The organism is Ochrobactrum sp. XJ1 (assembly GCF_024701725.1).
Classification (GTDB): Bacteria; Pseudomonadota; Alphaproteobacteria; order Rhizobiales; family Rhizobiaceae; genus Brucella; species Brucella anthropi.
In genome coordinates this window covers 377,170-389,186 of sequence record NZ_VDGD01000006.1, presented here as the reverse complement: position 1 = coordinate 389,186, position 12,017 = coordinate 377,170, and the positions used below count along the sequence as shown (strand labels likewise).

Here is a 12,017-nt window from a genome sequence, read left to right as displayed (position 1 = left end):
GATCCAGCGTAACAATCCCCCGACAAACGCAACCAGGCACCAGCCCAAAACCAAATCAAAACCCGCCACAACGCGGGCTTTTTTTTGACCAAAGCAGCCGGGGCAGCTGCAAAACTTCCCCGTCCCGACCATAACGACAAACTGACCCGTTTAAGCTATCAAACAGCCTCGTTATCAAAGGAAGACAATCGTGAACCTCGATCGCTCCGCGCTGGCTGATCTCAACATATTCGTGACAATCGTACGCCGCAAAAGCATGAAACTGGCCGCAATCGAGCTCGGCGTAACAACCTCCGCTGTCAGTCATCGTATGAAAAAACTGGAGGCGGATTTGGGTGTGCGATTGCTCAACCGTACCAGCCGCTCCCTCACGCCGACCGAAGCCGGTGCGGCACTCGCGACACAACTTGAAAACGGACTGCGGACGATAGGGGAAGCCTTGGAAGCTCTGACCAGTCAGCGCGACTTTCCATCGGGGCGCATAAGGCTCAACGCGCTGCGTGATGCCGCACGACTGATCATCGCGCCCATCTTACCGCGCTATACGCAAACCTATCCCGACATGCATCTCGACATCACTATAGATGACCAGATGGTTGATATCGTCGCTGAGGGTTTCGATGCGGGGATCCGTTATGGCGACCGGGTGCCGCAGGACATGATCGGCGTTGCGCTAACCGGGCCTTTGCAATGGATTGTGGTTGGTTCTCCGGTTTTGATATCGAGGGCAGGGTGCCCCGAAACGCCGGACGATCTGCTCCGCTTGCCGTGTATAGAGACGAGGCTCGGAGACAATTCCCGATATGCATGGGAATTGGGGAACGGTGCTTCCTTGCGCCGAGTCGATGTGAAAGGACCGATTTGCGCCAATGAAACCGAACAGGCTGTGGAAGCCGCTTTGGGCGGGATCGGCTTTGCCTATTGTCTGGAGCCATTGGTCAAGAACTATCTGGACGCAGGTACACTTGAAGCCGTGCTACCGGACTGGGCTTCCGAAGGTCCGCCCCTGACCATGTATTATCCAAGCAGACGACAGGTTCCATCTGGTTTGCGGCGGCTGATTGATCTCATCCGCGAAGACCAGGGCCTCGCGAAATTGGTGGTCGCTGAGGAAGTCGGATCACGTTAAGAGCCGTTGTTGATTATTCGTCATTCTTTCGTTGAGTAACATTCAGCAGATTAGCATTGCCTCGACTCCCCTTCGGGATCAAATATGCGTCACACCTGTTATGCATGGGATCGGCGCTGTCTTCCATGCGTGGTCAAACCATTTCACTCATGGAGATGCGTTATGCATTATTCTGCAGCGGCTGATCGCTATCAGTCAGATATGCTCTATCGCCGCACCGGTCGGAGCGGCATCGACCTGCCAGCGATATCGCTTGGCCTCTGGCACAATTTCGGTGGCCGGGATGTCTACGAAAACGGTCGCGCGATTCTCCGTCGCGCCTTCGATCTGGGCGTGACCCATTTCGATCTAGCGAACAATTATGGCCCGCCTCCCGGATCTGCCGAAGAAAACTTCGGTCGCATCATGGCCAGCGATTTCCGGCCTTATCGCGATGAGATGATTATCTCATCGAAAGCCGGTTGGGACATGTGGCCGGGGCCTTATGGTGGCATTGGCGGCAGCCGCAAATATCTGATTGCCAGTCTCGACCAGTCGCTGCAGCGGATGGGACTCGATTATGTCGACATCTTCTATTCGCACCGTGTCGATGCCACGACGCCTCTGGAAGAGACGATGGGAGCGCTCGCGCATCTGCATCGCCAGGGCAAGGCGCTCTATGTCGGTATTTCGAGCTATTCGCCGGAACTGACGCTGAAGGCGGCGGCGATCCTGAAGGAAGAGCGCGTGCCGCTTTTCATTCACCAGCCGAATTATAACATGTTCAACCGCTGGATCGAGAATGGGCTTCTCGATACGCTGGATGAGCTGGGCGCCGGTTGCATCGTGTTTTCGCCGCTGGCTCAGGGTTTGCTGACATCGCGCTATCTGAACGGCATTCCGGAAGGTGCGCGGGCGAATCAGGGCGGCTCCCTGAAAGCCAGCGCAGAGAACGAAGAACTGCTGGGGCGCATCCGGGCATTGAACGTCATTGCGGAGCGTCGTGGACAGACTTTGGCCCAGATGGCAATTGCGTGGACGCTTCGCGATCCGCGCGTGACCTCTTCGCTCATCGGGGCAAGCTCGGTCGCGCAGCTTGAAAACTCTTTGGGTGCTCTGAAGGGACTGGAATTCAGTGCCGAGGAACTGGCTGAAATTGACCAGTATGCGCATGATGGCGGAACCGACTGGTGGAAGAGCTCGACTTCGCTTTGAGCGTCAAGTTTAACGAACAAAATGATAAAAGGCCGTACGCTTTGCGTGCGGCCTTTTTGCTGGAGCGCATCCCGAAAAGTGTGAAACGGTTTTCGGGATGCGCTCCAAAACAAATATTGAGAGCGCCGATCTGATTCAATCAGATCGAAATGCGCTCTAGGATTAAGATGCGGCGAAAGCAATTCACGTGGCGAGATGAAATTGCTATAGGCGAGAGGGGTTCACGGCTGGCGCACGATCCCGCGCCAAGTCTGGCCTTCGGGGGAAGTATATTCGAGAAGATGTCGCTGCGGTCTATTAAGGGCAGTTTGAAATATCCGCTGATCCGTGCGGGGCTGGAGGCTATTGCCTTTTCCGGTGCGTCGGCGCTTTTCCCTTCTGCCGGTGGGCGCGGTGTCGTCTTCACGATGCATCACGTCAAACCGGAAGGTGCGACAGATCGGTCAGACCCCAACGCCATTCTTTCGATTACGCCGCAAACGCTTGAAATGGCGATAGAAGCGGCATTGGAAGCGGGCCTTGTGCCGGTGCATTTGCATGACTTGCCGAGGCTGCTTTCCGAACAAGGCAGCACCCGGAAATATGTCGCCTTCACGCTGGACGATGGTTATCGGAACAATGCAGACTTCGCGGCCCCTGTGTTTGCCAGATACAGCATTCCCTACACGATTTTCATCACGACGGGTTTCGTGGAACGCAAGCGATCCATGTGGTGGCGGACCATTGCGGCTCTGGTGACGGAGGCCGACAGTTTCCAGTTCGACTTTGGCGGCGGTGTTCTCGATGTGCGCGCAGCAACTCCGGCCCAGAAATCAGCGGCCTTTGCCCAGCTTGTGCAGTTCATGCAGTGTTTCGATGAAGACGAGGCAGTAGCCCGCATAGACGCAGCTGCACAAACGGTCGGGATCGACGCAATTTCGCTTGTCGATGAATCGGTGATGAACCCATCGGAATTGCGCGCTCTTGCGCTCGATCCGCTTGTGCATCTTGGCGCGCACACTGTCACTCATGTCAATTTACGTCGTGTCGACGACGAAAGACTGGCCAAGGAAATCGCTGACTCGACCGAATCAGTAGAACGCTATGCTGGTTACAGGCCGCGATCCTTTGCCTATCCATATGGATGGAAGGCGGCCGTTGGCGAACGCGAGATCAGGGCGGTTTCAGAAGGCGGGTTCGATGTGGGCGTGACCACCCAGCCTGGTGTGCTGCAGCAAACAGGTGTGATGCCAGCTGCAGCGATTCCGCGTATTTCACTCAACGGCTATTTTCAGAAGAAACGCTATATAAAGGTGCTTGTTTCAGGCCTGCCATTCAAGCTGCTCTAGCAATGGTACACTTCCAGAAACATTGCCCTGAAACACGAAAGGCCGCCTGTCGGCAGCCTTCGTAAAACCTGATCTGAAGAAAAACTGGAGCGGGCGAAGGGATTCGAACCCTCGACCCCAACCTTGGCAAGGTTGTGCTCTACCCCTGAGCTACACCCGCTCGCGCCAGTCATTCCGGAAACCGTTCGTTTCCGTCAGGCAGGCGCTATATGGACCAACGCTCCGGAGATTGCAACAGGGAAATTTGCTTCTTTGTGCAAGATATTTTCCGGTTCCCTCCAAAGCTGTGGATGAAGTCAACGCCCGAGGCGTGTGACGCTGATCAGCGAGGCAAACAGTGCGAAGCCGGATGCGAAGAAGAGAATATAGGGTGTTCCTTCCACTCCCCATTGCGACAGCAGAAAGGCGACGAAAGCCGCCCCCAGCGATTGGCCGAGAAGGCGCGCCGTGCCCAGCATGCCGCTTGCGGCACCGCTGCGTGAGCGCGGCGTCGAGGTAATCATCATGCGATTGTTCGGTGCCTGAAAGAGGCCGAAACCAATTCCGCAAATTGCCATGCGCCAGCATATATCCGGGATCGATGGATGTTCCGGCAACATGCCCACCAGAGCAAGGCCGATGGCGAATATGATGAGCCCAAGCAGGCCCAGAATCGCCGGTGAGTGTTTGTCGGACAGTTTGCCCGAAAGCGGCGCGACGATGGCAAGCGCAATGGGCCAGGGCATCATCAGGAAACCAACCTCGATCGGCCTGAAGCCAAAGACGACCTGAAAGAGGAACGGCAGCGAGATGAACGCCATCATCTGCGCCAGAAACGACATGATCGAAGTGCAGATGGAAAGCGTAAAGACGGGAATGCGCAAGAGGTCGAGCGGCAGCAGCGGATCGGCCATGCGCAGCGACCGCCGTGTGAGGAGAACAGCCGCGGTTACGCAGCCCACCGCCTGCAACAGCACGACGAAGGACCCGATTTCGTTGCCTGCACTGTCGATGGTTGTGACCAGAAGGCCGAAGGTGAGCGCTGACAGGATGGCGCTGACCACGTCGAATTTGCGTGCGGAGTGCTCATTCTCGGGCAGGCTTTTGAGGCCCATCACGACGGCAGCAATGCCGAGTGGAATATTGATGACGAAAAGCCACGGCCAGCTCAGGGACGATAGCATGACACCGGCAAGCGTCGGCCCGATGGTCGACGAAACGGCGACGAAGAGTGCATTGAGGCCGATGGCTGTACCGAATTTCGCCTGCGGCACCGTATAGCGCAAAAGGGCGGTGTTGACGCTCATCAGGCCTGCTGCACCCAGTCCCTGTATGATGCGGGCGAAAGTGAGTGCTTCCAGTGAGCGTGAGAAAACGCAGGCGACGGAAGCGACGGTAAACAATGCCACGCCGCCAAGATAGACACGCCTGTAGCCATAGATTTCACCAAGTGCTGCCAACGGAAGCAGGGTGACCACAATTGCAAGCTGATAGCCGTTGACGATCCAGATCGAGGCAGCAGGACCAGCCGAAAAATCGGCGGCAATCGTCGGGAGGGCGACATTTGCGATAGTGCCATCGATGACGGCAAGCGTCAGACCCACCATCAGGGTTGCCCATGCCCAATAGATTCTCGGCTTAGGCAAACCGTCCGGAGCGACGGACGTGCCTTGATGGATCGCGGTTTCGTGCTTCATATTATGACCAGTATTCGGATTAATATGGCTGGCGCTTCCATGTTCGCCGGAACCGCTTCAAATGCCAAAAATAAAAACAGGTTTCCTGTAACCTTAACCCTATTGGGAAGGTCGGCAAGTTATCTAGCCGAAAATTGCCGGACGAAAACTGTTTTCGGGCCATAAACTGGCCGAGTAACGCTATTGTGTGCCACTTTCCGCCTGAACCGGCAGTTTCATGACATGCGCATACTTGTGCGGATTGAAGCTCAGATAGAGCGGGCAGATGCTCGCGACCAGAACGAGGTGCATGATCCAGCCGGAAGCAAACGAACCGGTCAGGCCATGCAGGAAAGCGGTCGCGACGGGACCGAGAGCCGCGATCAGAAAGCCACCGCCCTGCATCATGGCAGCCAGTGCGCCTGCTTCTTCCGGTTTGGGCAGGTGATCGAGTGATGTAATCATGGCGAGTGCGAAGCTGCCGCCGAGACCTGCGCCGCAGATCGCAGACCAGAAGAAAGGCGAAAGCTGGGGTGCCAAGGCAAGGCCTGCGAAGCCAATTGCCTGCATAGCCAATGTCAACAGCAGCCACGGGCGGCGGTCGGTACTGTGGCGCGCGACGAGCGGCAGTCCGAAAGCCGCTAGCGCCTGTGCAACAGCCATCACCGCGACGAGATTGCCGGTGGTGGAGGCAGCAAGCCCTAGCGATTGATAATAGGGCGCGAGCCAGGCGACCATGGACGAGTAGCCCGCATTGACGAGACCGAAAGCAGCCATCAGCACCCAGGTGCGAGGGCGCCGCAGCAGGTGCCCGGTTATTCCGGATTTTTTGCCCGGCGATGACGTTTCGCGGAGAATGGGCAGTGCCGTCAGCAAAGCCAGGAAGGCGGGGATTGCAAGGACGGCAAGGGCGAAGCGCCAGTTATGCTGGCTGCCCGCAAGCCATGGCGTCAGCCGCGCGCCGAGAGCGCCGCCGCCCATTATCATGGCAGAATAGAGCCCGGTTACGGTGGCGATGCTTGACGGGAAATTGGCTTTGATGAGGCCGGGCATCAAAGCTTGAATCATTGCAACGCCAGCACCGCACAGTACGGCGGTCAACACCAGCGAAACCCCATTCGGTACAAAGCCGCGCAGGAGGGAGCCTGCCGCAAGAATGGCAAGTGCTGCGAACATGCTGCGCCGGGTGCCGAACAGCGACTGGATACGCGGAGCCGCAAAAGCGCCAAGCCCCATCAGCATCATTGGCAGGAAGGTGAGCAGGGATAACCCACCGAAACCCATACCGGTATCGGCTGCGATATTCGAAAGTACCGGCCCCGGTGCGGTCAGGAATGGACGCAGGTTGAGGCCGATCAGGACGACGAGCGTGATGAGGGCGAGACTTGCTGTGTTCTTGCTGCCGGTCGCCGGATGGATGGTAGTCTGCATGTTTCAGGCGCCAGTCTTCTTCTTGCTTTCCCATACTTGATAGAGTTCAGGATCGTTTTCCGGCGGGGAATGTTCGAAACTGATGCCTGTCTGTGCGCTGAGAGGCTTGGCGAGTTCAACGGCGATTTTCGCGGTCGAAAGGCCGAAGGGTTCGGCCTGCTCATTGGAATAGGCGAAGCGGATTTTTTTGACACCGGCCATGCGCATCGCGGCAAAGCACATGGGGCAGGGCTGGCCGCTGGCATAGACTTCACAGCCGTCGAGCCGTGGCGATTGCAACGTCTTGCCCGCCGCGCGCAGTGCCAGCAATTCGGCATGGGCGGTCGGATCGCAATCGGCCTGCATGCGATTGACGCCTGTGGCGATGACCTTGCCGCCCTTGACGACCACGGCTCCGAACGGACGTCCGCCTTGTTCGACATTGTCGAAGGCGAGCTTTATGGCCTGATCGAGATATGTGCTGTCGCTGCTCATTTCGCGCCAGCCTTCTCCAGCAGGGCCACCATCGGCGCATAGCCGCGGCTGCGGGCATGCTGAAGCGGCGTGACGCCGTCATTATCTGCCAGATTGACGTCGGCCCCGGCATCTATGAGGAGCTTCACAATATCGATATGACGCTGGCCGCCGTCGCCGAGCATGATGGCTTCGAGGAGTGCCGTCCAGCCAAGATTGTTGACGTGATCGACCTTGACGCCAGCCTCGATCAGCGTGCGTACCGTTTCGACATGTCCGCGTTCGGAGGCGGGAATGAGTGCGGTTCCGCCATAGCGATTGGTGCTCTTCAGGTCAGCACCGTGCGCAAGCGTCATCTTGAGAATTTCGAGGTGTCCGCGTGCGCCCGCATAAAGATAGGGGCTGTCCTTGATGGCATCCTTGGCATTGACGTCGGCGCCAGCATCAATGAGCGCACGGGCGACATCGACGTGATTGGCATGGGTTGCCGCCAGAAGTGCCGTCTCGCCATTCTTGCCCCGCGCTTCGAGGTCTGTTCCGGCCTTGATGGCTGCATTGACCGCCGCCAGATCGCCAGCCGCTGCGGCCTGAAGAAGAGACGTTTCGGCTTGGGCTTGGGCTGCGGCGTGGTGGCCCGGCAATGTCGGTTCGGTCATAACTATCGTCCCTGCAATCAATGCCAAGGCACTCAAGCTGAATATTGTTTGACGCATCGGCTGGTTCTCCTGCTTGTTGCGTTCATACAAGCAGGGTGTCATATTTGGAAATTAAATGTTGAACTGATATCCAGTGGGCTTATGAATACTTCTTTCAATCTCGATCTTTTGCGGGCCTTTGTGGCCGTTGTCGACAGCCGTAGTTTTACGGCTGCGGCCTTGCAGCTGCACTCGACCCAATCGACCATAAGCCAGAAGATCATACGGCTGGAGGAAGCTGTTGGACAGGCGCTTCTGGAACGTGCCCGGCATGATGTGCGCCCGACGGATGCAGGCGAAAAGCTGCTGGGCTATGCGCGCCGTATCCTGCACTTGCATGACGAGGCGGCAGCCGCGATGACCGGCACAGCACTTGCTGCCGTGTTCCGCCTCGGCCTGCCGGAAGATTTCGCCTCACGGCTGGTTACGCCTGCGCTGGCGCGTTTCATGCGCGCACATCCGAACACGAAACTTGAGGTGACGAGCGGGCTCAGCCGTGACTTGCAGAAAGGTTTCGAGACCGGTGAGTTTGACCTTGTCATGGTGAAACAAAAACGTGGCGAAACGGTTGGGACCATGCACTGGTCGGAGCCGCTGTCCTGGCTCGATAGTGCCGATTTTCCCGTTTCCCATGTTGATCCGCTGCCGCTCGTAGTGTTCCCGCCGAACGGGCTTTATCGCAGCGACATGATGGAGGCTCTCGATCGGGTGGGCAGGCGCTGGCATGTGGTTTTCACCAGCTCCAGTCTGGCGAGTATTCAAAGTGCGGTCGCCGAGGGGCTGGGTGTCAGCCTGCTGCCGACGCGTGTTGCGCTTCCCGGTCATCAGGTGGTGCCTGCCGCAGCAGGATTGCCGTCCGTCGAGCCGATGGAAATCGTCATCCGGCACATGGACAACGGCCCCGACCAGATCCGTCAGCTTGCAGAAATGCTGGCGGAGATTGTCGGAGACTGAGAAGGTCTCAGACAGGCCGCCGACCCGTGCTCTCCCTCGACAATTGCTTGCTCTGATTGATTGTATCGTTTCGAGTGTATTTCACGAAATTTCCGGTCTTTCATTCTCTGTTTAATTTCTGAAAAGCACATCCGTTTTCAGATTGACTGATTTTGTATCCAGGATATTGTGTCCAGAAAAGTTGGGAGGCTTTTCTATTGGCGGCTTTTGAATGGCGCAGTCAGACCCGTTTGCTGGACGAAGTGGCAGAGGCACTTCGTGAGCGAATCTATGCTGGTGACTATGCGCCGGGCGCGATACTCAGGCAGGAACATATAGCGGCTGAGTTCGGCATCAGCCGGACGCCCTTGCGTGAAGCCTTGCGCGTTCTGGAGCGTGATGGGCTCGTCATTCACCTGCCAGGTCGGGGGGTGCGTGTCGCTTCCGCCGATCTCACCCGTCTGATCGATGCTTATGCCGTGCGCGAAGTGCTGGACGGTGTGGCTGCGCGCTTTGCCGCCGAACGGGCGAGCGATGCGGATATTGCAAAACTGCGTGCGCATGTTGCTGGACAGGGCACGGTCGTCGATCCGTGGGACCCGAAAGCCTATACCCAGTCAAATGTCGATTTTCATATGGCGGTGATGAACACGGCGGGCAACGCTTCGCTGATCGCCTTCGTGCCGCTTCTGCGGATGACATCGCAGGTTTTTGCGCCTTCGTTCTCGTTGTCCGTTGACAGGGCGCGCGATGCGATCCGCGAACATGGAGCCATTGTCGAAGCCATCGCTTCGCGCGATGGGGAGGAAGCCGAGCGGCTGGCGCGGGCGCATATTCGCGCCACAACCGCGAGACTGGAGGCGGAAATGCCTCTTCGGGAGAATGAAAATGAAACATGAGAACAAGACGGGAGGAGCCGGCTTGCTCCGTTATGGCAATTTCATCGCAGGCGAATGGCAGGATGCCGTTGGCGGCGAGCATATCACGCTCCGAAATCCTTCCGACGGCAGCGATCTTGCGCTGATTGCGCGGGGCACCAAGGCCGATATCGATCAGGCCGTGGCGGTAGCTCGCAAGGCGCTTTCCGGCGACTGGGGCAAGCTGACCGCGACCGAGCGTGGCCGTGTGCTGCACCACATTTCGGATGAAGTGCTAAAGAATATCGATCTTCTGACTGATCTGGAATCGAAAGATGTCGGCAAGCCGGTCACTCAGGCTCGCGCCGATGTGGTTGCACTGGCGCGTTATCTCGAGTTTTATGGCGCTTCCGCTGACAAAGTGCATGGCGACACGCTGCCTTATCAGAACGGTTTTACGGTTCTGTCGATCTATGAGCCGCACGGCGTTACGGGCCACATCATTCCGTGGAACTATCCGATGCAGATTCTGGGCCGCAGCCTCGGCGCAGCGCTGGCCATGGGCAATGCAGCCGTGGTCAAACCTGCTGAAGAAGCCTGCCTGACCATCTTGGAATTTGCAAAAATTGCCGAAAAGGCCGGTCTGCCGAAGGGCGCGCTCAATGTGGTGACTGGACTTGGTGCGGAAGCGGGTGCGGCGCTCTCCGAACATCCAGACGTCAATCACATCTCGTTTACGGGGTCGGTGCGCACGGGTGAAGCGGTGCAGGCTGCGGCTGCGAAGAACACCGTGCCGGTGACGCTGGAACTCGGCGGAAAATCGCCGCAGATCGTTTTCGCTGATGCCGATCTCGACCGCGCTTTGCCGTTTTTGGTCAATGCGGGAATTCAGAATGCCGGTCAGACCTGCTCGGCGTCGTCCCGCATTCTGGTTGAGCGTAGCATTTATGAGGAAGTCGTCGCCCGCATGAGCGAGCGTTATCGCACATTGAAGGTTGGCCCGGCCAGTGCCGATCTGTCTGTTGGCCCAGTGGTGTCGCAGCGCCAGAAGGCGATTGTTGACGGCTATCTGGATCTTGCGAAAGAGAGCGGTCTGGCGATTGCTGCGCAAGGCGTTTTGGCAGAAGACGCGCCGGAAGGCGGGGCCTATGTGTTGCCGACGCTGATCCGCGACGTGCCTGCCGATCATCGTCTGGCGCAGGAAGAAATCTTTGGTCCGGTGCAGGTCATTCTGCCTTTCGACACTGAAGAAGAAGCCATCGCGATTGCCAATGGCACGTCCTATGGCCTCGTCTGCGGCATCTGGACCAATGATGGCGGGCGTCAGTTCCGCCTGGCGCGGGCCATCCATTCCGGGCAGGTCTTCATCAATAATTATGGTGCTGGCGGCGGTATCGAACTGCCGTTCGGCGGCGTGAAGAAATCCGGTCATGGCCGCGAAAAGGGTTTTGAGGCGCTTTATGGATTTGCCTCGCTGAAGACCATCTCGGTCTGGCACGGCTGAAATAGCATTTTCAGGGAAAGTGGGAACCGGTTTCCCGTCTGAAAATGCGATGAAAATAGCATTCGGGAGAAACATAGTGTCGCTTGAAGGTAAGGTCGCGCTCATCACGGGAGCAGGTTCGGGGTTTGGCGAAGGCATGGCAAAGCGCTTCGCTGATGGCGGCGCGAAGGTCGTCATCGTCGACCGCGACAAGGCAGGCGCTGAGCGCGTCGCAGGCGAAATCGGTGACGCGGCACTCGCCGTTGCTGCCGATATTTCCAGGGAAGCCGATGTCGATGCCGCAGTGGAAGCCGCTCTGTCGAAATTCGGCAAGGTGGATATTCTGATTAACAATGCCGGTATCGGCCATAAACCGCAAAATGCCGAACTGGTTGAGCCGGAAGAATTCGACCGCATTCTCGGCGTCAATGTGCGCGGTGTCTATCTGATGACGCGCAAGCTCATCCCGCATTTCAAGGGCAATGGAGAGGGCGTTATCTTGAACGTCGCTTCGACCGGTGCGGGACGTCCGCGTCCCAATCTCGCCTGGTACAATGCCACCAAGGGCTGGGTCGTTTCCGTGACCAAGGCGCTGGCTATCGAGCTTGCTCCAGCGAAGATTCGCGTGGTTGCACTGAACCCTGTTGCCGGTGAAACGCCGCTTCTCACCACATTCATGGGCGAGGACACCGAGGAAATCCGCAAGAAGTTCCGCGATTCCATCCCGATGGGCCGCCTGTTGAAACCCGACGATCTGGCTGAAGCAGCGGCTTTCCTTTGCTCGCCTGCTGCCTCTATGATTACCGGGGTTGCGCTCGACGTGGATGGCGGGCGTTCGATTTAAAAGTTGGAGGGATAG

11 protein-coding genes and 1 tRNA gene are annotated in these 12,017 nt (G+C 57.7%); 7 read left to right on the top strand and 5 right to left on the bottom strand.

The genetic code is table 11. The features are described from left to right. The first annotated feature begins 190 nt into the window (after positions 1–190). From FG152_RS13605 to FG152_RS13595, 3 genes are all read left to right on the top strand, one after another. Positions 191–1,129, top strand: coding sequence for a LysR family transcriptional regulator (locus tag FG152_RS13605; protein WP_151576224.1), 939 nt, complete (start codon positions 191–193; stop codon positions 1,127–1,129). A gap of 162 nt (positions 1,130–1,291) precedes the next feature. After that, positions 1,292–2,323, top strand: coding sequence for an L-glyceraldehyde 3-phosphate reductase (gene mgrA, locus FG152_RS13600; RefSeq protein ID WP_010659356.1), 1,032 nt, complete (start codon positions 1,292–1,294; stop codon positions 2,321–2,323). Positions 2,324–2,604: 281 nt separating this feature from the next. Further along, positions 2,605–3,651, top strand: coding sequence for a polysaccharide deacetylase family protein (locus FG152_RS13595; protein WP_010659357.1), 1,047 nt, complete (start codon positions 2,605–2,607; stop codon positions 3,649–3,651). A gap of 85 nt (positions 3,652–3,736) precedes the next feature. On the opposite strand, the gene FG152_RS13590 is transcribed toward FG152_RS13595, so the two are convergent. The 5 genes from FG152_RS13590 to FG152_RS13570 all read right to left on the bottom strand — a co-directional run bounded on the left by FG152_RS13590 (position 3,737) and on the right by FG152_RS13570 (position 7,846). Then, positions 3,737–3,811 (bottom strand) — tRNA-Gly (locus tag FG152_RS13590). Positions 3,812–3,947: 136 nt separating this feature from the next. Continuing rightward, a complete protein-coding gene (locus FG152_RS13585) occupies positions 3,948–5,327 on the bottom strand; it encodes an MFS transporter (protein WP_010659358.1) in 1,380 nt (459 codons plus the stop codon). Between the two features lie 180 nt (positions 5,328–5,507). Next, on the bottom strand, positions 5,508–6,737 hold the full coding sequence (locus tag FG152_RS13580) for a cyanate transporter (protein ID WP_010659359.1): 1,230 nt from the start codon (positions 6,735–6,737) through the stop codon (positions 5,508–5,510). Positions 6,738–6,740: 3 nt separating this feature from the next. Continuing rightward, positions 6,741–7,211, bottom strand: coding sequence for a nucleoside deaminase (locus FG152_RS13575; protein ID WP_010659360.1), 471 nt, complete (start codon positions 7,209–7,211; stop codon positions 6,741–6,743). Next, a complete protein-coding gene (locus tag FG152_RS13570) occupies positions 7,208–7,846 on the bottom strand; it encodes an ankyrin repeat domain-containing protein (protein WP_050897438.1) in 639 nt (212 codons plus the stop codon). The genes FG152_RS13575 and FG152_RS13570 overlap by 4 nt, the downstream gene beginning before the upstream one ends. A 141-nt stretch (positions 7,847–7,987) precedes the next feature. On the opposite strand from FG152_RS13570, the gene FG152_RS13565 reads away from it, so the two are divergent. The 4 genes from FG152_RS13565 to FG152_RS13550 all read left to right on the top strand — a co-directional run bounded on the left by FG152_RS13565 (position 7,988) and on the right by FG152_RS13550 (position 12,002). Further along, a complete protein-coding gene (locus tag FG152_RS13565) occupies positions 7,988–8,839 on the top strand; it encodes a LysR family transcriptional regulator (RefSeq protein ID WP_010659362.1) in 852 nt (283 codons plus the stop codon). Positions 8,840–9,036: 197 nt separating this feature from the next. Then, a complete protein-coding gene (locus FG152_RS13560; RefSeq protein ID WP_010659363.1) occupies positions 9,037–9,717 on the top strand; it encodes a GntR family transcriptional regulator in 681 nt (226 codons plus the stop codon). Next, the gene (locus FG152_RS13555; protein WP_010659364.1) at positions 9,707–11,179 is read left to right on the top strand and encodes an aldehyde dehydrogenase family protein; all 1,473 of its coding nucleotides are present in this window, start codon (positions 9,707–9,709) and stop codon (positions 11,177–11,179) included. The genes FG152_RS13560 and FG152_RS13555 overlap by 11 nt, the downstream gene beginning before the upstream one ends. 76 nt (positions 11,180–11,255) lie before the next feature. Continuing rightward, positions 11,256–12,002, top strand: coding sequence for a glucose 1-dehydrogenase (locus FG152_RS13550; RefSeq protein WP_010659365.1), 747 nt, complete (start codon positions 11,256–11,258; stop codon positions 12,000–12,002). The last annotated feature ends 15 nt before the right edge of the window (positions 12,003–12,017 follow it).

Bases quoted from the DNA above. Each gene is read 5' to 3' on its own strand.
- mgrA (WP_010659356.1), top strand. From the start codon at position 1,292: ATGCATTATTCTGCAGCGGCTGATCGCTATCAGTCAGATATGCTCTAT.
- FG152_RS13595 (WP_010659357.1), top strand. From the start codon at position 2,605: ATGTCGCTGCGGTCTATTAAGGGCAGTTTGAAATATCCGCTGATCCGT.
- FG152_RS13585 (WP_010659358.1), bottom strand. From the start codon at position 5,327: ATGAAGCACGAAACCGCGATCCATCAAGGCACGTCCGTCGCTCCGGAC.
- FG152_RS13580 (WP_010659359.1), bottom strand. From the start codon at position 6,737: ATGCAGACTACCATCCATCCGGCGACCGGCAGCAAGAACACAGCAAGT.
- FG152_RS13575 (WP_010659360.1), bottom strand. From the start codon at position 7,211: ATGAGCAGCGACAGCACATATCTCGATCAGGCCATAAAGCTCGCCTTC.
- FG152_RS13570 (WP_050897438.1), bottom strand. From the start codon at position 7,846: ATGACCGAACCGACATTGCCGGGCCACCACGCCGCAGCCCAAGCCCAA.
- FG152_RS13565 (WP_010659362.1), top strand. From the start codon at position 7,988: ATGAATACTTCTTTCAATCTCGATCTTTTGCGGGCCTTTGTGGCCGTT.
- FG152_RS13555 (WP_010659364.1), top strand. From the start codon at position 9,707: ATGAAACATGAGAACAAGACGGGAGGAGCCGGCTTGCTCCGTTATGGC.